Origin of the sequence: Parasphingorhabdus sp. (assembly GCF_039982415.1) — a bacterium.
Lineage (GTDB): Bacteria > Pseudomonadota > Alphaproteobacteria > Sphingomonadales > Sphingomonadaceae > Parasphingorhabdus.
Genome location: NZ_JBDWYL010000007.1, coordinates 424006 through 450810 on the forward strand (window position 1 = coordinate 424006; position 26805 = coordinate 450810).

Annotated in this window: 16 protein-coding genes; 7 read left to right on the forward strand and 9 right to left on the reverse strand. The window is 49.9% G+C overall.

Annotated elements, in window-relative coordinates; genetic code table 11:
* Positions 1 to 32: 32 nt before the first annotated feature.
* A complete protein-coding gene (locus ABJU74_RS11845) occupies positions 33 to 2624 on the reverse strand; it encodes an exo 1,3/1,4-beta-D-glucan glucohydrolase (protein WP_348384421.1) in 2592 nt (863 codons plus the stop codon).
* Positions 2625 to 2743: 119 nt separating this feature from the next.
* Entirely contained in the window at positions 2744 to 5833 is a 3090-nt protein-coding gene (locus ABJU74_RS11850; protein ID WP_348384422.1) for a TonB-dependent receptor, read from the reverse strand.
* A 283-nt stretch (positions 5834 to 6116) separates the two neighbouring features.
* Here ABJU74_RS11850 and ABJU74_RS11855 point away from each other — a divergent pair, with 283 nt between their 5' ends.
* From ABJU74_RS11855 to ABJU74_RS11870, 4 genes are read left to right on the forward strand one after another with little or no spacing between them, the layout of a single operon-like run.
* The gene (locus ABJU74_RS11855; protein WP_348384423.1) at positions 6117 to 7658 is read left to right on the forward strand and encodes a tryptophan halogenase family protein; all 1542 of its coding nucleotides are present in this window, start codon (positions 6117 to 6119) and stop codon (positions 7656 to 7658) included.
* A complete protein-coding gene (locus ABJU74_RS11860) occupies positions 7655 to 9184 on the forward strand; it encodes a tryptophan 7-halogenase (RefSeq protein ID WP_348384424.1) in 1530 nt (509 codons plus the stop codon). Before ABJU74_RS11855 ends, ABJU74_RS11860 begins: the two co-directional genes overlap by 4 nt.
* Entirely contained in the window at positions 9181 to 10713 is a 1533-nt protein-coding gene (locus ABJU74_RS11865) for a tryptophan halogenase family protein (RefSeq protein WP_348384425.1), read from the forward strand. Before ABJU74_RS11860 ends, ABJU74_RS11865 begins: the two co-directional genes overlap by 4 nt.
* Complete coding sequence (locus tag ABJU74_RS11870) at positions 10703 to 12274, forward strand: tryptophan halogenase family protein (RefSeq protein WP_348384426.1); 1572 nt, start codon at positions 10703 to 10705, stop codon at positions 12272 to 12274. The genes ABJU74_RS11865 and ABJU74_RS11870 overlap by 11 nt, the downstream gene beginning before the upstream one ends.
* Here ABJU74_RS11870 and ABJU74_RS11875 read toward each other — a convergent pair.
* From ABJU74_RS11875 to ABJU74_RS11885, 3 genes are all read right to left on the reverse strand, one after another.
* A complete protein-coding gene (locus ABJU74_RS11875) occupies positions 12269 to 12844 on the reverse strand; it encodes a hypothetical protein (protein WP_348384427.1) in 576 nt (191 codons plus the stop codon). The two genes, ABJU74_RS11870 and ABJU74_RS11875, sit on opposite strands and share 6 nt — an antisense overlap.
* Positions 12845 to 12872: 28 nt before the next feature.
* Positions 12873 to 15521 (reverse strand): glycoside hydrolase family 3 C-terminal domain-containing protein, encoded by a 2649-nt coding sequence (locus ABJU74_RS11880; RefSeq protein ID WP_348422574.1) that lies wholly within the window; start codon positions 15519 to 15521, stop codon positions 12873 to 12875.
* Positions 15522 to 15588: 67 nt separating this feature from the next.
* Positions 15589 to 16617 carry a cupin-like domain-containing protein gene (locus ABJU74_RS11885; RefSeq protein WP_348384429.1) on the reverse strand — a complete coding sequence of 343 codons (1029 nt, stop codon included), beginning with the start codon at positions 16615 to 16617 and terminating at the stop codon, positions 15589 to 15591.
* A gap of 270 nt (positions 16618 to 16887) precedes the next feature.
* On the opposite strand from ABJU74_RS11885, the gene ABJU74_RS11890 reads away from it, so the two are divergent.
* The 3 genes from ABJU74_RS11890 to ABJU74_RS11900 all read left to right on the forward strand — a co-directional run bounded on the left by ABJU74_RS11890 (position 16888) and on the right by ABJU74_RS11900 (position 21084).
* Entirely contained in the window at positions 16888 to 17823 is a 936-nt protein-coding gene (locus ABJU74_RS11890; RefSeq protein ID WP_348384430.1) for a sugar phosphate isomerase/epimerase, read from the forward strand.
* Between the two features lie 2 nt (positions 17824 to 17825).
* Complete coding sequence (locus ABJU74_RS11895) at positions 17826 to 18818, forward strand: glycoside hydrolase family 5 protein (RefSeq protein WP_348384431.1); 993 nt, start codon at positions 17826 to 17828, stop codon at positions 18816 to 18818.
* Positions 18819 to 18930: 112 nt separating this feature from the next.
* A complete protein-coding gene (locus ABJU74_RS11900; protein ID WP_348384432.1) occupies positions 18931 to 21084 on the forward strand; it encodes an FAD-dependent oxidoreductase in 2154 nt (717 codons plus the stop codon).
* A 61-nt stretch (positions 21085 to 21145) separates the two neighbouring features.
* On the opposite strand, the gene ABJU74_RS11905 is transcribed toward ABJU74_RS11900, so the two are convergent.
* The 4 genes from ABJU74_RS11905 to ABJU74_RS11920 all read right to left on the reverse strand — a co-directional run bounded on the left by ABJU74_RS11905 (position 21146) and on the right by ABJU74_RS11920 (position 26535).
* Positions 21146 to 21751 (reverse strand): CDP-alcohol phosphatidyltransferase family protein, encoded by a 606-nt coding sequence (locus tag ABJU74_RS11905; protein ID WP_348384433.1) that lies wholly within the window; start codon positions 21749 to 21751, stop codon positions 21146 to 21148.
* 27 nt (positions 21752 to 21778) lie between these two features.
* Positions 21779 to 23047 (reverse strand): nucleoside transporter C-terminal domain-containing protein, encoded by a 1269-nt coding sequence (locus ABJU74_RS11910; RefSeq protein WP_348384434.1) that lies wholly within the window; start codon positions 23045 to 23047, stop codon positions 21779 to 21781.
* Positions 23048 to 23123: 76 nt separating this feature from the next.
* Positions 23124 to 23918, reverse strand: a complete 795-nt coding sequence (locus ABJU74_RS11915) for an SDR family oxidoreductase (RefSeq protein WP_348384435.1) — start codon at positions 23916 to 23918, stop codon at positions 23124 to 23126.
* 160 nt (positions 23919 to 24078) lie between these two features.
* Entirely contained in the window at positions 24079 to 26535 is a 2457-nt protein-coding gene (locus ABJU74_RS11920; RefSeq protein WP_348384436.1) for a TonB-dependent receptor, read from the reverse strand.
* Positions 26536 to 26805: the final 270 nt, after the last annotated feature.

The window sequence follows — 26805 nt, forward strand, 5'->3', positions numbered from 1 at the left end:
AAAGGAGAAAGCGGCCTACATATTTTGCGTCACTAGAGTGAACAGCTCGCGTCACCGCTATTTTCCACAATTGTGATTTTGGACAGGGAGATTGAGAAGGCACCGGCGCTGCGCAATGTAAATGGGGATGTAATTCGACTCATATCCGCGCCTGCTTCACTCATGCAGCTCAACTTAATTTTTCCGGTTTGCCAACCTCGGCCCGCCGCGGCTTTCATTGCGTCCGTGACATTGATCAGACCATCACACGGCTCATCGGACTTGCAACCACCGCCCAACAATACCGCAGTTTGAGGCGCCTGTTCGACACGATAGTCAAATTGAACGGCCATATCGCCATTAGCTTGCCGCGAAATATCAACCGGGTTGGTCGAGAGCAGAAAATCGGCCGCGCCCGACCAAGTCAAGCGCCGCACATCTTCCTGGGCAGCGCGATCGGTTGCGACAATATTCAATGTTTCCGCCAAAGATTTGCCGCGACTATCTCCTAAGGCGCGATAGCCACGGGAATCTGTCACGCCCATGACCCAGGGCGATTGGGCGACACCGGCCATCAAAATGGAAGTGATATCCGATTTGGTCGCGCCGGCAAGATCTTCCGCTTCGCTTAACGAACCGACAGTTCCAGGCTGAGCATAGCTGAGGCCATAGCCATAAGCGAAAAGCGGGTCATAGTCTGGATCGCCTTTGTTGACACCGGTTTGATAAGAAGATCGCGGCCAAGAAAAGCTCAGTTTTCCGGAAAAATCATAAGCGGGTTTGCCATCGGATCTTGCCACCAATATATCTGCGACCCCGCGGCCGGCCGATCCTGGAAGCCAGGCAGCGACAAAGGCATCTGACGCGTTAAGTTCGGGATTGACCCACATCGGTCGGCCCGACAAAAATATCGCCACGGTAGGAATATTCTCGGCTTGATATTTTTTCAGCTGCGTGAGCGGGCCGGTTGGTTCAAAATCAACATGTGGGCGATCCCCTTGAAACTCAGCATAGGGATCTTCACCGAACACGATGATCGCGACATCAGGGCGGCTGGCATACGAACCATCAGCGCTCAAAGTCGCTTTTCCCCCGGTTGCTTCGACGGCTTTTTCCAGCCCCGCAAAAATCGATTGGCCTTTGGGGAAATGGCTATTGTCATTGCCCGTCCCTTGCCAGCTGAGCGTCCATCCACCCGATTGCTTGCCAATATCGTCGGCACCATCGCCCGTCACCAGCACATTGGCTCCGGCTTTAATGGGTAGGACACTGCCTTCATTCTTGAGCAATACCAAGGATTCTCTCACCGCTTGTTGAGCCACGTTCATATTGGCTTTCGACCCGAGTTGGTCCCATTTTCCAGCCAGCACGCGTGTCGATGGTCGCCCAGCCTCAAACAGGCCAGAGCGCAATTTGACCCTGAGAATGCGAGCAACCGCTTCATCCAAACGAGCCATACTAATCGTGCCGTCTTTGACCTGCGCCAAAGTATTTTCGTATAATTTTTTCCAGCTATCGGGAGCCATGAACATATCCAGTCCGGCATTAAACGACGCCGCGCAGCTAGTCGGTGTACAGCCTGCAACTTGGCCATGACCATTCCAATCGCCAACGACAAAGCCGTCAAAACCCATGCGCCCACGCAAGACATCGGTCAGCATGGGCTTAAACCCATGCATTTTTTCACCATGCCAGCTATTATAGGATGCCATCACAACCTGAACCCCGGCTTCTATCGCAGGGACGTAACCAGAGGCTTGCAGATCGCGCAGATCCGCCTCGCTCATAATATTATCCCCTTGATCCTTGCCCGCAACAGTGCCGCCATCACCAACAAAATGTTTGACCGTTGCAACCAGATTTCCACCGGTTAGAAAATCATTGTCGCTGGGCCGGCCTTGAATTCCAGAAACCAGCCGGGAGGCAAAGCGAGCGACAATTTCAGGGTCTTCGGAATAGCTTTCATAGGTCCGTCCCCAGCGGTCATCACGCACCACCGCAATGGTCGGCGCGAAGGTCCAATCTTGTCCTGTGATGCGAATTTCTTCTGCCGTCACTCGGCCAATTTCTTCCATAAGATCGGGATTATTGGCAGCGCCCAACCCGATATTATGCGGGAAGATTGTCGCCCCGATGATATTATTATGGCCATGAACCGCATCGGTTCCCCACAACACTGGGATAGCCAACCCGCCATCAGAATTATCGGTCGATGCTTCCCAAAACGCATCGGCCAGTTCCAACCAAGCTTGCGGCGTGGTCCGATTGTCACCCCCTGGGGCACTGTTCCCCCCATTGAGCACAGAGCCCAGCTTATATTTTTTGACATCCGCCGGCGTCACAGAGCCAATATCCGCCTGAATAATTTGACCAACTTTTTCTTCCAGCGACATTTTCGAGAGCAATGCGGTGATGCGCTGTTCAATCACCGGATTAACCGCAATTGGCGATTGGCTTTTGGGCCAGTTTTCGGGATTAATCGTCGACTTGGAGACTGCGCTGGTTGCCGGTGTTGCTGGCGCGGTAGTTTCCGCATTGACGGCGCAACCCATTAAGGCTGTCGCCGTTATAGCCAATATCGAACCGGTCAGAACGGTTGGCTTTTGGCTCCGATCCTTAGGCTTAGAGGATAGAGTATCAGCCATAATTGCTCCTTTGGTCGGATGAGTCGCTAGTCTTAATGCCATATGGTGACCAGCGCGAACGCAAGGTCCGTTCGGGAGTAGAGCGGAGCCTTACGTTTCGCGCGGGTTTGTGGCCCGTTCTAAAAAGAGAACCGGGCGATAAAAGTAAAGCGGCGATCATTGGAGAAATAAGAGCGCGGCGTTAAGACGCGATCCCCAAAGCCAGACCCGGCCGGTGCATCAACCTGCGCCCGGGTTACCGTGGTTTCGTTCAACAAGTTCACCGTTTGAACACCGATTTTCACATTTTCGTTAATTGTGTAGAAAATCGAAGCATCTAATTGCCCGGTTGAATCATGCCAAATGGGCGAGAATGGGAAAATCACATCACGTGTCGTCAGCAAGTAACGCGATCGCCAACTATAGGCGACCCGCGCCGAAATCCCATATTTGTCATAAAGCAATGCGGCATTGAAATTATGCTTGGACAATCCCTGCAGCGGCAGATTGTTGATCGTTGGCGCTGGTTGCACCCCATTTACCGCCGTTGGATTCAAGTTTGAATTGGGGATATTTGAGGAGTCGATAAAGGTATAATTTCCTTGGAACCCAAGGCCAGACAAAGGCCCGGGAAGGAAGTCGTAAAATTGGTTATAGGCAAATTCAAAACCTTTAACCGTTCCGCTACCATTGTTGAACGGACCAGATATCAGAACATCGGTCGTGATATTTGAACTGTTGGTTGCAGAAACAATTTCGCTGCTCGAAGTGATCACATTTTTCAGATCCTTGAGGAACAAGGATGCCGTGACCGAACCTGTGTCATTGAAATAATATTCTGCTGATAAATCCCAGTTGACGGCCTCGACCGGGCGCAAATTGGGGTTGCCGACATCGGCCTTGAATAGCGGACCATTAACAAGATCACCGCCGCCGACCACCAAATTGGTGATATTTTGCTGAGCAACAAAGAAATTGCGGGTCAGACCCAATTCTGGTCGGCTAATGCCTTTGGAGACGCCGAAACGGAAAATCAGTTCATCGGTCACACCCAATTTCAAATTCAAGCTGGGCAGCCAGTTGGTAAAGGAACTTTTTTGCGTATCCGGAATGGCAATACCATCCGCAAAAGCCAAAGCCAACGCTTGGCGATCCGGTGACAAGAGACAGAAATCATCTGGATTGGGCACAGGGATTGAGCAGTCACCGCTAAACACTTGGGTCGCGGTCGGCGTTTCGAACGAACCGCGAGTCTGGAACTGTGTATTGACGTAGCGCAGCCCAATGTTACCGTTTAAACGCATACCGCCAAATATCTCATCCGAGCCGAAATCAAGCCGCAAATAGGATGCAAACGTGTCTTCGCGGGTATCGTTAATCTCACCTTGGGTAAATGGCCCGCCATCAACCACATTGCTGCGTTGCGCCAATGGCCGCCAACCGGGATTGGTCCATTGACTGTTGATCGCAATCAAGTCGGTAATGGTTGAGCCGTCTCGATAGCCCTGGATGATATCACCGCCATAATAGAGCGCTGCGCTCGGTTGGCTCACATCACCACGCTGAAAGTTCGGAAAGGCGAAATTGTCAACCGGACTGCCGGTCACATCACTGAAGAATACCGGTCCAGTTGAACCGTTCCAAATTTCACTCAGCACGCCCCAATTGTACACCGAAAAACGGGTTGTTTGTTCGCGGGTTGAGAATCGCCCACCAGCGCTGATTTTACGGAGGAAGCTGTCATCATCAAATTCATATTCCACATCACCGCGAAATGCGAATTCGTCGCCCTCACTATCTTCGAGATGGTCCATTGCCGCACGGTAATAGCTGTGCGTTGGATCCGAGAAATAATCTGCAATATCCGATCCATCTGGCGTTGGCGCGCTAAATTGAACGTCGGGAATACCGCCGGCATTAATATCAATTGTTGCATTGGCAAATGTACTACCAAAAATCGAGAAATCGAGATTTTCAGTTGTAGACTTCACATATTGCGCATCAAAATTAAATGACAACCGGTCCGTGGGATAAAATTCCAGATTTAGGGAAATATCCTGTGTGGTAGTCTCCTGCTCTACAGACCGCCGCGCGGCTGTGTGCTGGAAACCATTGAGCGGAACGCAATTGTCAAATTGGCCTGCTGGACAGTTGGCCGCCGAACGCCAACCTGCCGTGTCGGTAAGAAAGCCATCGGTAAACTGACCAGTTTCATCAAAACCAAAGCTGGTTCCCGGTACAGGCCGAGTGGTAAAGGATTGGTCAGCCGCCGTTTCAAACGTCCGCTCGGTCCATGCCTGCTTCGCTTCGACACGCAAAAATTCAAATGTTGCCTTGGCGTCACCGGCATTGCTTTCCCATTGCAGGGCGCCTCCATAGGATTGCCGTTCGCGATCAAAGTCCTGGGAACGCACACCTGCACCCCGCGGCACCAACAAGGTGCGCGTTGGATCCAGATCATCTCGGAACGTATAATCTGTAATCTGGGTACCATTGTTGCGCGAAAAGAGTTCCGAGCGGGAATAGTTTAACATCAACCCGATATCGCCAATGCCGCTGCTCCAGACATTGCTCGCGAATATCGAATAAGTGGGTGACCATTTTTTCCGTAAGTCACCATAATTGCCCTCAATCGATCCGGATAGAACCAGTTCGCGCTTGTCAAATGGCTTGCGCGTTCTGAGATCCACCGACCCAGCAAGACCACCTTCGATCATATCGGCCGTTTGCTGCTTGAAGACATTTACAGCCCCCAGCAATTCGGGAGAAACATCATTAAAGCCAAGCGCACGGCCGTTATTGGCAGAAAAAGTATCGCGGCCGTTTAGTTCGGAGCGGACAAAAGTCAGACCGCGGACAACAACGCCAGCCCCTTCAACCGAAAAATGGTCAGGATCGTCTGCTGCGGCGAACCGGCTAATTGAGATGCCGGGAATACGCTGCAATGTTTCGGTGACCGATCGATCGGGAAGCTGGCCGATATCTTCTGCCGTAATAGAATCGACAAACGTATCCGCAGTACGCTTTATTTCCTGAGAGGATTTAATGCTCTGCCGAATACCAGTGACGATGATTTCATCACCTTGATCATCGGCTTGCTCGGCATCTGCATCTTGAGCAAATGCGGGCTGTGTTGACACACAACATAGGGCAATGGCTGAGACTGATGACAGGATAGAACCTGGTCGCAATTCGCTTTTTTTCGCCTCAACGGCATGAAAACTCTTCAAAATACCCTCCCCATTTCAATCCCAGATCGGCCTTTTTGGCATTAAATCCGGTGATCTTGGCATAAACATCGCTATGCTCGAATCTTTATGACAAGCTTGTCATTCGCTGTCTTCCCTCGAAATGACAAGCTTGTCAATGGCGGAATGTCAAGATATTCATAAAATTGTAATGGATCAGATCAATCGTTGCCATTTGGCAACATTTGCGATTATGCTGATTGCCTTACACAAATAGCGGTTAACGCCTGTCTTTCTAGTGGCTGTTCAAGCGAAAGAAATTAAAATGCGACCAGAGACGAGACAGGCCATTAAAGAAATCATTATTGTCGGCGGCGGCACAGCCGGTTGGATGACCGCTGCGGCGCTGGCACATAAATTGTCCGGTACGGACACAACCATCACCTTGATCGAATCGGAAGAAATCGGAACCGTTGGCGTTGGAGAAGCCACTTTACCGCATATCCGATTCTTCAATCAGACACTGGGCATTGACGAAGCGACATTAATGGCGCGCACTAGTGCCACTTTTAAATTGGGTATAGAATTTTGTGACTGGGGGAAAATTGGTGATCGCTATATTCATCCATTTGGAGATTATGGCGAGTCGATTGGTCCTGCTGCCTTTCATCATTACTGGGCGCGCATGCAAGCCAGCGGAGACGCCGATAGCTTAGACGATTACAGCTATCCAGTTCGCGCAGCCGAAGCCAATCGCTTCATGCTACCGGACCCGGATCCCCGTTCGATATTCTCCACCTTTTCCTACGCCTTTCAATTTGATGCGAGCCAATATGCCGCCTTTTTGTCCAAGTTTGCGCAACAAAAAGGCGTGCGCAGAATTGAAGGCAAAATCGTCAATGCCCGTAGTGACAGCCTTACCGGCAATATTCTGTCTGTTTCCTTAGAAAATGGACAAGATATTGAAGGTGATTTTTTTGTGGATTGTTCAGGTTTCCGCGGACTGCTGATCGAACAACAATTGCAAACCGGATATGATGATTGGAGTCATTATCTGCCTTGTAATCGGGCCATTGCTGTCCCGTGCGAAGCCTCTGATCCGATTGGCCCTTATACCCGCGCCACGGCGCGCACCGCCGGCTGGCAGTGGCGCATTCCCCTGCAACATCGTATCGGCAATGGACATGTCTATTGCAGCGACTACATCAGCGACGATGAGGCGGCGGCTCAGTTGATGGATAATTTAGAAGGCCCGCCACTGAGCGACCCGCGACAACTATATTTCAAGACCGGTAAACGGCGGCAATTGTGGAACAAAAATTGTGTTGCGATTGGCCTATCTGGTGGATTTTTGGAGCCGCTGGAATCAACGAGCATTCACTTGATCCAAAGCGGTATTACCTATTTGATTGAACTGTTCCCGGACCAAAAATGCGCTCCATTGGATGTCCAGGAATATAACCGGGTTATGGATCTCGAATTTGATCGTATCCGGGATTTTTTGGTGCTGCACTATGTTGCCAATCAACGCGATGATGCGCCGATGTGGCGCGATCTGCGAGAAATGGCCTGGCCCGATAGTCTGCGAGAAAAAATTGAGGCGTTTCGCGGCCGAGGAATCATCCCCCAATATGCCCATGGCCTTTTCCTGCCGGCGAGCTGGCTCGCTGTTTTTGCCGGACAGAATATTGTGCCAGAGCGCTATGACCCCCGGGTCGACAAAATGACAAGCGAAGAAATAGCCGCACGATTCAGTTTGTTGCGCGAAAAAATTTCAAACGCCGTAGAAAATACAGGCAGTCATTTGGACTTTATTCAATCTTATGGCGCGGCAGTCGGCCCTGATATCGGGACGTGGGCATCGTGATCAATAAAAATAGTCTTTCGCATATTGTTATTGCCGGAAATGGGATTGGCATCTGGGCAATGGCAGCTGCTTTGGCAGAGCAACTCCCGGAACATACGCATATAACTATAATCGAAGATTCTTCGGCACCAAATACACACGAATTTCCGCCAGCAATCACAATCGACTGCGATAGTCCATTCCACCAGCTATTGGGTTGGAGTGATGCACAATTGATCATGGAAGCCGGCGGACAATTGTCTCTCGGGACAAATTTTGTCGGGTGGCAGGGTGAAGCCAGTCATTACATGTCTGCGCCATCGGGCAAGCTGCCCGGCATTAACGGTGTGGCCTTTCATCATATTGTTCTGCGCGCCGCAATGGCCCGCGGTGAACCGGAAAAACTGCCTGAAATATTTGCCGCTTTTCGCTTTCCTGCTCGCGTTGCCATGGCAGGCAAACTGGCGCACGGGTCCAGCGATCCGCAGTCTCCTCGCACTTTGCTGCGACCATCGATCACACTCGACACGTCACAATATATGACGATGCTCCAGCACCAGGCCCGCGCCTCGTCATCGATCAGCCATCATCAGACGAAAATTGACCGCCTAGTGAAAGATGAAAATGCACCGACGATAAAATCTGTCATTTTAGAGGATGGTCAGGAATTTGCTGCGGATTTGTTTATCGATCTAACAGGGTTGTTATCCGCACCTTCCCCATCGGAAACGGATGATTTCCCGCTGCCATTCGACCGAATCATCAGCAGTCAGTACGCCTCAGACGAGGAAAGCGGCCCGACTGTTCCGGTCATGCGCGCTTTCGATCAAGCCATTATGATGGAGGCCAGCTTAGCCCATAGCAATTGCAAGACCATCATTTATCCATCCGCCCACTTAAGCGATGACCACGCGCGCGGTTTATTGGATTCCCAGCCCATTTCGGCCGAGCCTGGTCATTTGAGATCCTTTTGCAATCCTTCTCCGTGGATTGCCAATCTTGTTCGCGCTGGACAAGCAGCCGGCCAGATGGGTCCTTATTTGTCTGCTGATATGCGTTTGCTTCATCAGCAAATCATCAATCTGTGCAATCTATTGCCCGCTTCCCGTCATATGGATGTAGAAGCAAATGAATATAACCGGCTGAATATTATGCAGTTTAATCAATTGCGCGATTTTTACCTATTGCCTTTTGTCCGCAATGGACGGTCTGAAAAGTTCTGGGAAAACTTGCGGCGCACCGCTCTCCCCGAAAGTCTTCAAATTCGATTGGACCAGTTTCTTAGTCGCGGGCGGCTGGTCACTTTCGACGACGAAATTTTCGAAGAACAGCATTGGATTGACTTGATGATCGGCTTTGGCGTGATACCGCAACGCTTTGATCCCATGGCGCAAACAATAGACTTGGCGCAAGTGGGGCCATCTTTGGGCAAGATGGTCGACGCTTTTAAACAAACGATCGATGCCATGCCCGTTCACCAGATTTATATGGATCAACTTGCCGCAGCAGCCAGCAGACAGATGCAAACCGGAAATCAGAAATTATGAGCAACAAGCGCATCCGCAAAATTGTCATTGTCGGTGGTGGTACCGCCGGCTGGATGGCCGCCTCTGCTATCGCTCATGTGCTGAAAAATAACTATGCGGACATCACTTTGATCGAATCGCAAGCCATTGGAACGGTTGGTGTCGGCGAAGCAACCATCCCGCAAATTGTCAATTTCCAAACGATGCTGGGATTGGATGAGAATGAATTTGTCGCGCGCACCAACGCAACATTCAAATTGGGAATTGAATTTGTTAACTGGTCGAGCCAGGGCAGTCGCTACATCCATCCCTTTGGGAGCTATGGTATCGAAATGGAAGGCATTGCCTTCCACCATTTCTGGCTGAAACAGCGAAATCTTCAACGCGCAAAAGGCGCCCGGGTTACGCCGCTTTCAGACTATTGCCTGCAAGCGGTCGCCGCGAAACGCAATCTGTTCATGCGGCCCGTTCAAGCACCCAATTCCCCGCTCGAGAAAATTGCTTATGCGTTTCAATTTGATGCGCTGCTCTATGCCCAATATTTGCGCGAAATAGCCGAATCCAAAGGGGTTAAACGGATCGAAGGCCGGGTTGTCGATACCCATTTAAACAGTGAAAATGGCTATATTGAAAAATTGACATTGGACAATGGTCAAGAAATTGATGGCGATCTGTTTGTCGATTGTTCCGGATTTCGCGGATTGCTGATCGAAGAAGCGCTAGAAACCGGTTATGAAGAATGGACCCATTGGCTGCCCTGCGATCGCGCCGTGGCCGTTCCCTGTGAAAGCGTGGGCGACCCGGAGCCCTATACCCGATCCACAGCCCATCAAGCCGGGTGGCAGTGGCGCATTCCCTTGCAACATCGAATTGGCAACGGCCATGTCTTCTCTTCTCCCTATATGTCGGACGAAGAGGCGACAAAGATATTGATGCAAAATATCGATGGAAAACCACTGGCGGACCCGAGAATATTAAAATTTGTCACGGGCCGACGAAGAAAATTCTGGAACAAAAATTGTGTCGCGATCGGTTTGGCTGCTGGCTTTATGGAGCCTTTGGAATCGACCAGTATCCACCTTGCGCAATCGGCCATTGCCAAATTACTCGCGTTTTTCCCGCAAGAGGAAATCAAACCCGTAGACGTCGATATGTTCAACGCCATGACGGTTACCGAATATGAACAAATTCGCGACTTTTTGATTTTGCACTATCATCAAACCCAGCGCACCGATTCCGATTTTTGGAATGATGTGCGCACCATGGAAATACCGAATAATTTGACACAAAGAATGGAATTATACCGAGAAACCGGCCGAATATTTCGGCAAAATGATGAACTGTTTACCGATACAAGCTGGCTTGCGGTTATGGATGGTCAGGAATTGGACACCAGCGCCTATCATCCGGTTGTCGACGCGATGGGCGAAGATGAACTTTTGGCCCGGCTTAACAATATCAGAGACGTGGTGATGAATTCAGCCGATGTCATGCCCACGCACCGAAAATTTATCGATGACAATTGCAAGGCGAGTCAACATGCCAGCTAATTCCATAGACCGGATCGTCATCGTTGGCGGCGGCACTGCTGGCTGGATGACCGCTGCGGCCCTGTCTAATATATTTCGCGGTTCCAACATGCAGATTGATCTGATTGAATCGGAGGAAATCGGAACCGTGGGGGTTGGCGAGGCCACGATCCCGGAAATTATGAAGTTTAATGGCCTTTTGGGTATTGACGAAAATGAATTTATGCGGGCCACGCAGGCAACGTTTAAATTGGGTATTGAATTTCACGATTGGCACAAGCCCGGACAACGCTATTTCCATCCTTTTGGGGTCTATGGCCTCGATATGGAAGGGATTAGCTTCCACCATTTTTGGCTGCGTGCCCGAGCCGCCGGTGACACGTCCGCACTCGAAGATTATTGTCTCGCTTGGCAAGCGGCTAAAAATGGTCGTTTTTCGAAACCTTCCGGCCCGCCAAATTCACCGCTTTCAGGCATTCGATACGCCTATCATTTTGACGCTCTGTTATATGCCCGGTTCTTAAGGCAATATGCTGAAAAATTGGGCGTGCGCAGAACCGAAGGCAAAGTTGTTTCGGTACAGCAACGCAGCGACGATGGCTTTATTGAATCAGTCCAATTGGAAAATGGCGATAAAAAGGAAGCGCAGCTATTCATTGACTGCACCGGCTTTTTCGGTCTGCTCATCGAAAAAACGCTGGAGAGTGGTTATGAAGACTGGTCCCATTGGCTGCCCTGTGACAGCGCTATCGCCGCCCCTTGCGAGCGGACAGGCAATCTCACGCCCTATACCCGATCCACCGCGCGCAAAGCCGGCTGGCAATGGCGGATTCCGCTGCAACATCGGGTTGGCAATGGCTATGTCTATGCCAGCCAATATACCAGTGATGAGGAAGCGCGGCAGACATTGGTCGACAATCTCGAAGGACCGGTCTTGGCAGAACCGCGACAATTGCGTTTCACAACCGGCAAACGGCGCGAAATTTGGAAGAAAAACTGTATCGCAATCGGCCTTTCTAGCGGTTTTCTGGAGCCTTTGGAATCGACCAGCATTCACTTGATTCAAAGTGCGATTTCCAAGTTGATATCGCTTTTTCCAACAGGCAATTTCAATCCGGTAGATCGTCAGAAATTCAATCAATTAATTGACCAGGAATTTGAAACTGTTCGCGACTTTCTGATCCTTCATTATAAAGCGACAGAGCGCTCCGATTCTGAATTTTGGAACTATGTCCGCGCGATGGAAATTCCAGAGTTTCTCAGTCAGAAGCTAAAGCTATTCGAAGAAGCGGGCCGCATTTTTCGGGATGAAAATGAAATATTTGCCGAACCCAGCTGGCTTGCCGTGTTAACCGGTCAGGGGGTTTTCCCGGCTCAATATCATCCGATTGCCGATGTCATCAGCCCCGAAGAAACCATGCAAAGACTACATGCGATAAAGGATGTTATTGGGAGAGCATCGGCCAGCTTGCCGATGCATGAGGACTTTATTGCCGAAAATTGCAAGGCGCAATCCGATCCGAAAAATCAATCTTCAATACGAACAGAACCGGCTGCTGATGCGGATCCGTTCAAGCTATAGCGCGCCCATATCGAGCACATATACTTGACCGATTTCTATGGTCTGTTTGGCCCCGGCCAATTGAAAACCGACCACGGCCTGGCCTGCATCCAGAGCCATAGTCGCCCGCATTTTGGCTTCGTATAACTTCCATTGGGTACCAATTTTGAGATCTTGATCACCAAACCCCGCATAGGGCGCCTGATTTTCATTGATCCGCAATCCGACAATGCCATTGCCGTCTCCCGTATCGGCCTTGGTGGATTTCGCCCAGAAAGCAATGGTGATCATATGACCCGATAATATGGCATCGCGGATCGGAATATTGACGCCCATATCATATTTGGCCGCCCCTTTTTTGATCACTTTCAATTGCATTGCATATTGGCCGGGCGTTTCCGGAGCACTAACTTGTTTCGGTTTGCGGCTATTGCCGTAAACGGTCCAGTCAACGACCGTCGGGTCATTGATCAATCTACCCGGCAAAGCATCATCAATCGCCTGTAAAACAGCATTAGGCTGCTTTGCCGTCGCCGGGCTGACTGAAAACGATAGGACCGAAAAACCGATGATAATATGACGAATGATCATGAACATGCTCCCCTGACATGACTGGTTTTCAATTTTTGGTGAAATTCACTGAGCCATTGACATGCGCGCCAGCGGCCAATTTTCCGGGCTGTCCTGATCCAATACTATATTCCACCACACCTTGATAAGGCTTCCGCACGCCATCACTATCGACAAAGCTCAGTTTGTCAGACGCGATCGTATAGGCCAGATCCTGAGATTGTCCGGCTGGAACATGGACTCGGTCAAATTGGACCAAAGTGCGTATAGGGGTACCCGCCTTGCCATCTTGCCGCGAGGCATAAATTTGCACCACTTCATCGGAATCCATTTTTCCGATATTGGAAAGACTGACCCGCAATTTCAATGGTTGGGAGGGATTATGGGTTTTCGGCACCACCAACTTGGAATATCCAAATTGCGTGTAGCTTAACCCGTGGCCGAATGGATAAACGGGAGTCCCAGTATAATATTTGTAGGTCCTATTTTGCATGGAATAGTCATTGAGCGGCCGCATCCCATTCAGATTTTTGTAGAATGTGACCGGCAACCGGCCTGCTGGACTATAATCGCCCAACAGCAGTTCACTGATCGCCAATCCTGTGGCTTCGCCCGGATAAAAACCTTGCACCACAGCCGGAAGATTTTCATCCGCCCAAGATAAATTTATCGCGCTGCCTGAAAAATTAATCAACACAATGGGCTTGCCGGTCGCCTGCAATTTTTCAAGCAAGCGTAATTGTTCGGCGGGCAAGTCCAATGAAGTGCGATCTCCGCCGACAAATCCTGGAACGTCGACTGACATTTCCTCGCCTTCCAGCTTTGCTGACAGGCCTGAGAAAAATAGGATCACCTCAGACTGCTCCGCAGCTGCAAGAGCCTCTGCCGTCAGATCCCGGTTAAGATCAATCCATTGCAGAGCGGCCATGGGTTCGATCACATTATTATGCCAAACTGGGGCTTTTGATAAGCTCACTTTAATCGCATGGCGCTTGCCCTTTTCGAGCGCAACACCGTTAGCATCGACCGGCTTGCCGTCAATTTCTACGGTCAATTCTGGACCAAAACGATAGCGACTAGTGGCGGGTGGGCTGATATAGCCTTCCCAGACCGCGGTAAAGGCTTCGTCAATCGCATCGGTTGCAGGCGAACCCTTCCATTCGAAGTCGATATTTTTTTCGATCAACTCACGCTGCGGTTCACCGGTTGCTTCTTCGCCAAGATAATAGGAAGCCCTTACTCCAGGAACATATTCGTCACCTTTGCGATGCGACAAGGAAGATGCAGGCACCGTCTTATAATGCGTGTACATGGTGCCCCCGAGCGCGCTGCCGGGCGCATAGGCAATATTCTTCTTGCCAAATCGCGCCTGCAATCCTTCCAATGCGGTCACCGGCCGAACCGGCTTGCCATTATAATTTCCAATCAACACATCAAAATTATCGGCATTCGGGCCAATGACAGCTATTTTTTGAGAGGATTTTAGCGGCAAAATGCCTTGATTTTTGAGAAGCACAAAGGATTTGCGGGCCGCTTCTTTAGTAAGCGCCAAATGCTCTTGCGAGCCCACGACATCCATCGGAATAGACGCATATTTCACTGCGTTGGGATTGTCGAACATTCCCAATTTAAACCGCGCCGTAAAAATACGTTTGAGGGCTAGATCGATCGTCGCTTCTTCAATCAAGCCTTTTTCGACGGCTTCCGGTAAGGCCGCATAGACGCTGCCCTCTCCGTCTCCACATACCAGTTCCGTCCCGGCCTTAACTGACAGAGCAGCGGCCTCTGCCTTGGTTTTCACATAGTCATGATGTTGTGGTCGATGGATATTACCGATGGCTCCACAATCAGAAACAACAAAACCGGTAAAACCCAACTGCTCACGAAGAATATCTTGCATGAGAAACTCACTGGCGCATCCGGGTATGCCGCGCACAGCATTATAAACACACATGGCAGAAGCCGGGTTGGCTTCCGCAATCGCGGTTGCAAAAGCGGGGAGATAGGTCTCATTCAGATCCTTATCAGTGACATCATAATCGTCCGTATGGCGGGTGGTTTCCGGACCGCTGTGCACGGCATAATGTTTCACAGTGGCAACTGTTTTCAAATAATCCGGATCATCGCCTTGCAACCCATTGACGAAATTTACCGCCATGCGGCCCGTCAAATAGGGATCTTCGCCATAAGTTTCTTGCCCCCGGCCCCATCGCGGATCTCTGAAAATATTGATATTGGGCGACCAGAACGTCAGTCCCGTGTAGATGGAGGCATTGCCACGATTGAGAAAATCATGATGTTTAGCGCGCCCTTCATCCGAAATCGTGGTCGCAATTCGCAAAATCAGTTTTTCATCAAATGTCGCTGCCATTCCAATAGCCTGAGGAAATACGGTTGCTTCCCCTGCGCGCGCGACGCCGTGCAAGGCTTCGTTCCAATAGACATAGGCCGGGACACCCAATCGTTCGATCGCTGGCGCCTTGTCATACATTTGTGCGGCTTTTTCCTCGAGGGTCATACGAGAGATAAGATCTTCAACCCGCTCTTCTATGGGTAAAGACTGATCCTGAAATGGAAATTCGATCGCTGTCGTGACATCAGAAGATGCCGCCAACTGACATCCTGCCACAGACAGACCCAGCACTATACTACCTAGAAATTTTTTCATCATCCCATCCCAATCTCGAATTTTTACCATTATGTCATCGTTGTCATTAGAGAGTCAAAGATTATTTTTTCGGTCGATTAGCCCCGGTTATCTGGGGCTAATCGCGATTCAATCCGGCAAGAAGGAAAGAAATGATACGCTGATTGCGTTCCGGACTGGTTTTTCCCAAAACGCCATGTGCATGATCCGGTAAATAGCCAATCGAGTCACTAGCCTCCTCGGAAAATACATAATGTTGGAACAGCGCCAACCATGCCTTTTTCTCTTGAGCCGGCCGGTCGCGCAGACTTAACAGCCCATGGGCAAGCGCCTCCAATCCGGATCCATTTTCTCCCCCGCCCCACCAATAGTTAACGAGCACATTGAAGGCGCCAAATGATTGAACATGATGCCACCACAAGGCAGGTAAATAAATCGCATCCCCGGGCTCTAAATCGGCGACCAGCGCGTAGTTCATAGCCTCACGAAAATTCGGAAATTTATTTAAGTCGGGGGCGACAGGATCGACCATGCTGGCGGGCTGTCCGGCCATCGTAAAATCCAGCGGGCCGATATAAAGATTAGAGACCTGATCTGGAGGAAAAATCGTGAATCGCCGCTCACCATTGACAGCTACTGCGATATTTTCGGACGTATCAAAATGAGGGGCAATGCGAGCGGCATTTCCAATCCAGATTAACGGTGGGACATTCTCATCCAAAAGCGCCATTTTATTCGCGCTACCAAATCCAGGAAACAAATCCGCAGACGATCCTGCCCCGGCATAAATTCCCATAGGATCACCATCTGACGCAATCTCCAATAGCTTCTCGATAATTTTGGCGATCGCAATATTTCGCCGCTCGAAATTAAAGCCGCGCATGTCGCCGCGATAGAAGTAACGCCCCGCCACCTCCGGTTTCGCAAGAAAAGTTTGCGCTTCTTTTCCGGCGTCAAACTGCATCAGATAGGATGCGAGATCACGAGAGGACTGCTGTGCTGCTGAGACGGCTGGCCAAGAATGCGCAAGACCACGAAGCACCACGGGATGACCCAAAGGGCGAATCTCTTGCTCGAAAATCGCCTGACTTACGCCAGTGCGTTCAGCCAGTGGTTTCGGTTTCGCAAGATCGGCAATATTTTTCATATGATCATCAAATTCATTTGGTCAGAGGTCCCATCCAACTCTGGTAGGATGGCAGGCAAGCAAGGCCATAAAAACTGCCAGATCGGCGCAAAATTGAAAACCTATTTTCATTGGTCGTACTTTCTATCCCGATCGCTGAAGCGAAAAGACAACGTTGACATAACGATAGTTTCTCATATTATCAATGGCACCATAGTGTTCTCAATGGTGCGCGCAGGCCCGTATGAGTTCACCGGTACTGGGAAAATCTTAGCGCAGGAAAGGACTGGAATGCTCAGATCAGAGCCTGCAATTGCAAACAAATACAAGCCCCGTTTTCGGTTTTGTGCCTTGCTTCTGCTGAGCAGCTTGCTGATCCAATGTAGTCCAATCCCAACGGTTGAGCGATCGCGTGATCTGTTTGTCGATGAACCATTGGTAATCGGCGCACAGCTTTATACCGTCCGCGATGCAATGACCAATAATATAGACGGAACATTGACCAAAATCTCCAACATGGGATATCAAACCGTTGAATTTGCAGGGCTATTTGGCGAGGATCCAAAACGGGTCGGTCAGCTTGTTCGCTCGCTCGATATGCAAGTCATCGGATCGCATATCGACGCGCACGATCTGCGCCTTCGTCCTGAAAAGGTGATTGCGGAAACCAAAGCCTTAGGTGCCCGCTATATGGTTTTGGCATGGATACCGGCGGAAGAGCGCCAAAATTTGGAGCAATGGGAAGATTGGATAAAGATCATCAATCATGTGGCTGAAAAAGCGCATGCCCAAGGCATTGGTTTTGCTTACCACAATCATGAATTTGAATTTACACCCATTAGTGACTCCAGTCGATCCATCGAACCATTTGAACTGCTATTCGCGAAGCTGAACCCGCGCTATGTCGATTTTGAACTCGACATCTATTGGACGCGCTTTGCTGGAAAACAACCCGAAGCCTATTTTGAGCGTTTTCCCGGCAGATTCTCCATGGTTCACATCAAAGATATGAGCCGAACCAATAAAGATATCGTGGATGTCGGCAATGGCCGGATCAAGATTCCAGAAATCGTAGCGCAGGCACAAAAAGCGGGCGTCCGGCACTTTGTCATCGAGCATGACAATCCGAAAAACCCTTTTGAAACCCTGCAGCGTAGCCTGACCTATTTGCAATCTATCAACCCCAGATCGTCCCAAAGAGGACGGCAAAGGCACGGAGAGACCTAATTATGAACACCCGGCATTTGATATCCGCCCTCGCCCTATTGGTTTCATCTAATCTGGCTTACGCCCAAACCGACAGCCTGCCGGTCGGTCGCTGCGTTAACATGGGCAATCATCTAGAACCCCCGCGGGAAGGAGATTGGGGACGGAAAATCGCTGATGATGATTTCACAATTATCGCGCGAGCAGGTTTTGATACCATAAGATTGCCGGTGCGCTGGTCAGCCCATGCCGCTGATAAACCGCCTTACACGATCAAGAAATCATTCATGAAGCGGGTAAAACATCTGGTCAAACTGGCGCGCGATGCAGAGCTTAATGTTATTCTCGATGACCATCATTATGAAGAATTATATGCGCAACCGGAAAAACATGCGCCGCGTCTCGCCGGTCTTTGGAAACAGATAGCGGCGGCGTTTGCCGATCAACCCAATGATCATCTTTGGTTTGAAATTGAAAATGAACCGCACGATAAACTCAATCATGACAATTTGCTGGCAACGCTTCGTCCCGCGCTGCGCGAAATTCGTACTACTAATCCGGATCGTCCCGTCATTATCGGCGGAGAACTGTGGAGCGGAATCAATTCGCTCGCTAGCTTACCACTACCTAACGACCCTCATATTGTCCCAACCTTTCACTATTATGATCCCTTTCCATTCACCCATCAGGGCGCAAGCTGGGTAGATAATCCGCCACCCATAGGCCGTAAACTCGGCGGAAAAATGGATCAAGAAGCCTTAAAAGCAGATGTAGAAAAGATACGAGCCTATATTGCGCGCACCGGTAAAACGCCGTTCATGGGTGAATTTGGAGCGATTGATTCCATCCCGGTCGATGAAAGGGTTCACTATCAAAAAACAGTCCGAGAGGCCTTTGATGCCGTTGGCATAGGCATGTGTGCTTGGGGCTATACAAATACCTTTCCTCTTTATGATAGCCGGGCAAAAAAATGGTTGCCTGGGATGCTCGAGGCAATGGGCGTGAAAGGCAAATAAGGACAAGCAGCAATCTCAGAAAGTGCGGCATCGACGACGATGATGTAACCGTTTATGGCCTTAATACGAACAACGGAAAATCACTTCGTTCAAAGGCTGAGGAAAACGCTGCATGTTAAAGAAATTATTGGTATTGGCTGTCTTTGCGGCGGCACTATTCGCCTTTTTCCACTATGATCTCGGGTCGCAGCTCACCCTAGAAAATCTCAAGGCGCAGCAAGACGCGATTGATTCCCGGTATCGCGCTAATCCGCTCGTCATTATTGGTATATTCTTTTTCGTTTATGTCGCCGTGACCGCTCTTTCCATCCCGGGTGCGGCCGTTATGACACTCGCGGCGGGAGCTCTATTCGGCGTAGTTGTTGGTACCGTCGTGGTCTCGTTCGCATCCACAATCGGCGCAACCATCGCCTTTCTCACATCGCGCTATTTGCTGGGCGATTGGGTAGAAAGCAAATTTGGGCAACGGCTGAAAAATATCAATGAAGGCATAAAACGCGACGGCGCCTTTTATCTGATATCGATCCGATTGGTGCCGGCTTTCCCATTTTTTGTGGTCAATATGTTGATGGGATTGACCAAGATTCGCGTCGGAACCTATTTTATTGCCAGTCAGATCGGCATGCTCGCCGGCACGATTGTTTTCGTCAATGCAGGAACCCAGCTTTCACAGGTTAACTCGGTTGGAGAGGTGTTCTCGTTACCGGTTATCGGTTCGTTTGTTTTACTGGCGATATTCCCTTGGATTGCCAAAGCGATTATTGGACTGGTGAAAAACCGCAAAATTTACCAAGGCTGGACCAAACCCAAAAAATTCGATCGCAACTTAATTGTAATTGGTGCCGGATCCGGTGGTCTTGTATCTTCTCTGATTGCCGCCACGATCAACGCCAAAGTGACTTTGATCGAGGCCGGAAAAATGGGCGGCGATTGTCTCAACTATGGCTGTGTCCCATCAAAAGCGCTGATTAAAAGTGCAAAAATAGCAGAACAAATGCAGCATGCCGACCGCTATGGATTGACTGCCACCACACCCAATTTTGATTTCAAAAATGTGATAAACCGCGTGGAGAATATCATTAAGACGATCGAACCACATGACAGCGTAGAACGATATGAAGGGCTTGGGGTTGATGTTGTTCAAGGCTACGCCAAACTCATCGATCCATGGACGGTTGAAATCGCCCGCAACGATGGTGAAACGCAAGTCCTAACCGGTAAAGCCATTGTGCTGGCAACCGGTGCCCGTCCGTTTGTCCCGCCTCTGCCTGGTTTAGAAAATACCGGCTATCTCACCAGCGATACTTTGTGGGAAGAAATGGCAAAACGCGATGCTGTGCCCAAGAAAATGGTTGTGCTTGGTGGCGGCCCAATTGGTTGCGAATTGTCTCAATCTTTTGCGCGACTGGGTAGCGAAGTGACGCTTGTGGAAATGGCAGATCGAGTCATGGGCATAGAAGATCAAGACGTATCGGATATTGCCGCGCAATCGCTGACCAATTCCGGCGTAAATCTGCTTTGTGGACACAAGGCTATACGCACCGAAATGGATGGCACGCGCAAAATGATCATCGTCGAGAATGATGATGGCGAACACTCTTTACCATTTGATGAGTTGCTCATCGCTGTTGGTCGGGCGGCCCGTCTAGAAGGCTTTGGCTTGGAAAAACTTGGCATTGAAACAGATCGCACATTGGTCACCAATGAACATCTGCAAACAACATTCCCGCACATCTATGCGGCTGGAGATGTTGCCGGGCCGTATCAACTGACACACAACGCATCGCATCAAGCCTGGTTTGCTACGGTTAACGCTCTGTTTGGGCGGTTCAAGAAGTTTAAACCCAGTTATGAATTCTTGCCATGGACGACATTTCTGGATCCCGAAATCGCACATGCTGGTCTCAACGAGCAACAAGCTGAGAAAGAAGGGATTGAGTTTGAAGTGACCAAATATGGGCTTGATGATCTGGACCGCGCCATTGCCGAAAGCGCAACCGAAGGCTTCGTCAAAGTGCTAACCCCTCCCGGCAAAGACCGGATATTAGGAGTAACCATTGTAGGGCAAAATGCAGGTGAGTTGCTAACCGAATATGTCCTAGCAATGAAACATGGATTGGGTTTGGGCAAGATCATGGGAACTATTCACACATACCCGACCATGGCCGAAGCCAATAAATTCGCGGCCGGGGAATGGCGCAAAAAGCACAAACCGGAATGGGCCCTGCAATGGTTGAAACGCTATTTTAACTGGGCGCGCAGTTGATCGGCTGGATGGTTCTTAAACTCGATTTTTAAGCCCGGCCACTGGCTCCGGGCAGATCCTGCTAGGTGCGAAAAATTCGGGCGGCTAAAAACGTTCTTTGGACAACGGTTAGGCCGCATAGCCCGGCAAAAATATAGGCAATCGTGGAAAAGTGGTCGGGCCACATGCACATGACAAGGAAGAATATGATGGTCTCGGTGCCTTCAGCGATACCTGTGCTGTAAAAGAAGCTCTTTTCACCATGCGCAGCCGTTGCAATTCCCTTTTCCGCCGCGGTCACGGCAAAGGCGAGAAAGCTGATACCAGTGATGGTAAAAGCCGCAACCAATATCAGCGCAGACGTTAAATTTGCGGGCACGGCTATCCCAAAGGCCAAAGGAATGGACGCGTAAAAAATAAAATCACAGACAATATCAAGATAGCCGCCAAAGGCTGTCTTTTGCGTCGCGCGCGCAACGGCCCCATCGAGGCCATCGAGAATCCGGCTTAGTGCAATGAACAATAGGGCCCATCCAAACTGATTGAGGGTGATTAAATAGGCCGCTATCAAACCTGTCAAAAGACCCAGAATAGTGACAGCATTGGCGCTTAATCCGACACGCGCCAGCCCGCGGCCAACCGCATTGAGCGGCGGATCAATCAAGGGTCGGATTTTTGCGTCAAACATCTTTTTCCTGACTGTGGGGTAAAAGCCCTATAACCAAGTAACAATCCCGATCACAGCGCCCGTCATCGCGGTGGCACAATTTCCGGCAAACCAGCTTTTCATACCCAATCCAGCCACTTCCGCTCGCCGTTCAGGACATAGGGTTCCAATGGTTGAAATGATCAGGCCCACACTTGCAAGATTGGCAACACCGCAAAGAGCATAAGTGACAATCAATTGACCTTTCACACTTAAAGTATGCGCTGGCAAGGCCGCCAATTCCAGATAGGCAACATATTCATTCAAAATGGCTTTTGTACCCATTAGCGAGCCTGCAGCACCTGCTTCTTCCCAGGGCACACCGATCATCCACATTAGCGGTGCAAATATCCATCCAAATATTCGTTTAAGGGTGAGCGCCTCACCGGACAGCATGGGCAAGAGCGCCAATATTTGATCGATCAATGCAACCAACGCGAAAATCACAATGATGATTGCGACAACGGCCAGAAAGAGCTGAACGCCATCCATCGTCCCTTTCACAAGGGCATCAAAGCTATTGTCATATTTCAGACCCGGGTCTTCCCGTTTGACGTTGGTATCAGCATGTCCCGGCACCATCAGTTTTGCCAGTAAAATGGCCGCCGGCAGCGAGATTAAAGATGCCGAAATCATGTGGCCAACGGCATTGGGCACCGTCTTTTCCAACGTGGTGGCATAAAGGACCAATATTGCGCCAGATATGGTCGACATCGCCAATACCATAATTGCGAATAATTCCGCCCGGCGCATTTTCTCAAAATAAGCGCGCACAACCAATGGAGATTCAACAACGCCCAAAAAAATATTCGCGCCGCCACTCAATCCCACCACACCGCTGACACCAAGCGTTTTTCGCAACGCCCAAGACAAAGCTTTCACGATCAACTGTAATATTCGCCAATGCCAGAACAGCGCAGCCAAAGCCGAAAAAACAATGACCAATGGCAATATCTGGAAAGCAATGATGAGGGGCGGTGCAGCACCATCTTTCAAGACAAAGGGAGAATCCGCTCCCCCAATAAATCCAAACATATAGCTAGAGCCCGCCAGTGTTGCTTGCTCAACCGCTTGCACGCCTTGATTGGCTAGGCCGATAAAATCCCAGACAAAGGGAATCCGCACGATTGAAATCGCGAGCAAAAATTGGATCGCTATTGCACCGGCAATCCATTTCCAACTGGGGCGATCTTTGCGGTTTTCTGATAATGCCCAAGCGATGGTCAGAATGAAGACAATACCAATCAGGCCTTGAAACTGGCTCAACAAATCAAGCAATGATATTTTCCTCTTAGCAGCGCGACGAGCGGCCACCATGGCGGAAAATTACACTATCGCCAACCGGGATTATCGATCAAGAATTGGCGGCGGCAACAGCACCCATCATCAATTCCTGATCCTTACGTGTCGGATTACCACGCAGACATAGACCGCCATTAACCTGAAGATTTTCGCCTGTCATGAAACATTCGTCACTGGCCAAAAACACGGTAGCGGCGGCAATATCTTCACTGGTCCCAATCCGGCCCAGCGGATAGCGCGCTTCAAACGATTCTACCAATCCAGGCACCTGATCAACACCGGCCGTCATCGGCGTCCGAGTTAAACCGGGTGAAACGCTATTGGCGCGAATACCCCGGTCACCAAATTCATGGGCGATACAGCGAATGATATGGTCTGTAGCCGCTTTGGTTCCCATGTAAGCAGCATGGTCATTGAGCATGATTTTTGCCGTCGCGGAACTGATCTGGATCAAAGAACCGCCATGTTCCATAGCTTTGATCATCGCTTGATAAAATTGAAAGGGTCCGACAAGCTGGAGCGCGGACATCATTTCCAATTCTTCTTTGGTGTTTTCCAAAAAAGGTTTGAGAAAACCAAGCCCAGTTGCATTTACCGCGATATCAACACCACCCATTTTGCTTTTCGCGGTGTCAGCCAAAGCAATGACATCTGCTTCATTGGTCAAATCACAAAGTGCATAATGCCCACCCAATTCTTCGGCAAACCGCTTCAGTTCCTCTTCCTTTCGGCCAGACACAAGAATATCTGCGCCCTCGTCGCGCAATCGTTTGGCTATGACTTGCCCCATATTACCGGCACCAGCTGCTCCTAAGACTATGGCCCTTTTGCCCTCAAGACGTCCCATATTCTGCTCCTCTATTCTTGTGATTGTTCAACTCATTATTGTAGCTGCTCGCAGCGACCTCGCTACTCTCATTATGGCTATAGTCTGCGATCCTTGCCCAAAAAAAAGGCCGAGAACAGTCCCCGCTGTTCCCGGCCTTTTTGATCAACGGGAGAGTTGATCAGAACTTGAAGCTGGCTTCCACGAAAACCTGACGTCCACGGTTTTGTGTGACCACAAGGTCATCGCCAACACCGGGCTCGAGGAACGGGCGACCGCCACTCGTGTTGGTCCAGATTTCATCGGTTAGATTCACCCCAACCAGCGCTAATTTCCAAGCACCGTCCGGATCACTAACGGAAATGGAACCGTCAATGGAAACATAGCTATCTTGTCTCAGGTCCGTCAGCGAATCTTCATTGGTGAAGTAAGAATCGCTATATTGCAGGTTGCCGTTTAGCCCGAACTGGATCGCATCACTCATTGGAATAGACCAGTCAAAGGCAACGTTCCCGGCAAATTTTGGAGCCCGAGCAGCGGTTCGACCGTTAATATCTTCGCCCGATGTAGTCACAAACGGAGCCGTAAACTCAGCATCGGTGTAAGCAAAAGCACCTGAGAAGCTCAATCCGTCAACTGGCGTAATCCAAGCCCATTCGACATCAATACCCTGGCTGGTCAGCTGACTGGCATTGAAGGTTTGAAATTGGATGGTCGTTGCATCGAAGTTTTGCACCTGCAGATCATCAAATACATAGTAGAAAAGCGAGGTATTGATCGTCACCGAACGATCAGCAAATTGTGCTTTCACACCAACTTCGCCGCCCAGACCGGTTTCCGATTGATAAATTAGCGCATCAGCTGTTGCTTGCCGGACCGCAGGATCAGGATCATCGAAACCCAAGAGGCTTGATGATGGCAACGCACTATTGTCAATGCCACCCGATTTAAATCCGGTTTTAAACGCCGCATAGATATTTATATCATCAGCAGCCTGATATCTCAGTGTTACTTCTGGCGAGAAATTGCTGTCACTGAAGCGAATCGGTCCGGAGAAAAAGCCGCTGTCAATAAAGGCCGGACCAGCAGACAGGAATGCATGCACATATGGAACAGTGATGGTGTTCACTTTTTTCTCATCCGTCCAACGCAGACCACCGGAAAGTTCCAATTGATCGGTCAGATCGAGCGTGACGCTGCCGAAGAAGGAAACCGCTTCTGTTTCGGTATTATGTTGCTTGAACCAGTCAAAAGTGCTGCCAGTTATCGGGTCAGGAGCAACCAGACCGATATTCACACCTTGTTGGGAAGTATCAAAATCAATTTCCCGGCTTTCATAAAACGCACCCACCATGAAATTGAACATGCCGTCAAAGTCACTCGAGACCCGCAATTCTTGCGTAAATTGTTCAATCCGGTTGCGCGGATCACTACAACCTGCCCCAAAGGGGGTGCTGCCAAATTGGCCGACATAGGCAAAACAGTCTGAGTCGACCGCATCCATGCTCAAATAGCCCGATACGGAAGACAAAGTGAGATAGTCGCTGAGATCCAGATCCCATTTCAACCGGCCAAAGAAAATATCGGTTTCACCAAAAGCGATTCCGTTTTCGTAGCGGCCTTCTCCAGCGGAACCGGCAGGAACGCCGGAAACTAGAGCTTGAGCACCATCTACATGATGGTACAGCCCATCACTGTCGTTACAATCGGCATTTGATGGAATGACTACGCCGCCGCTGAGAAGGAAGACCGAGTCCGCGACACCATTGGGACCACAGTTAATATCACTATGCGCAATGGCACCGTCATTTTCATTGCGGATATAGTTGAGCTTCAAATTGGCGTTGAAATTATCAAACGGGTCCCATTGAAAGGTGACCCGGCTGACAAAGTTCTTAAGCCCGCGGCTGGTCCGAAACGATCCGTTGGGATTAAAAGCAGCGGTGCCGGGAGCCAGATCAACATAATCTTCGATATTATTGTATTGCGCTGCAATCCGAATGCCCAAAGCATCAGAAAGAGGGCCAGATATATAACCGCTGACCGTTGTTCCGTTTTCTTCGAATTCCTGTGATGCCTTTACGCCCACTTCCCAATCCGGCGTGGGATTGGCGGAACGGACGGCGAAAACACCAGCCGATGCACTTTTCCCGAAGAAGAGCGACTGCGGCCCTTTCAAGACATCGATTTGCTCAACGTCAAAAAAGCCAGCCTGGACCAGACGCATTGTGCTAATTTGCACCCCGTCAAAATCAAAAGCGACAGCGGAGTCGAATGAAGCGGAAATATTCGATGAGCCAACACCGCGCAGACTAATTTGTCCCCCAGAACCCGAACCACCGACTTGAACGTTCAAGGCCGGAACCCGGCTCACTACATCAGCGATTTCATTGACTTGGAAATTTTCTAATGTTTCCCCGCCGATAGCGGTCACGGTTACTGGAACTTCCTGCAGCGTTTCCGTCTGCTTCCGAGCGATGACGGTGATAACATTGCTATCATCATCTTCAGCTGCATCCTGAGCGTAGGCGGGCGCTGCCACGCCTGCAAAAGCCAGCGTTGCCGCAGAACCGAGCAACAATCCGCGAACAGACTTGCCCAAAAAGATACTATTGTGGCGTTTTGATTGTTTAGTCATCACTCTCTCCCAAAAGCCCCGGTCGATGACCCGGGTTCCATCCAAAAAAACTGGCGGTTTTTCCGCCTTATTTATGGGATCATCTTAAGCAGGAGTTTGCGAGGTCTCTGCTAGCCAATTTGATAGCAAATATGCAAAACTGTGATATTCGCGCAACAATATACTAGGTCAGATTGAGGAAACCGTTACGGAAACTAACGATAATGGGAATTGCTATGCTGCATAGTCTTCACCCCTATGATCTAGAAAAACCAACAAGCAGGAGAATGC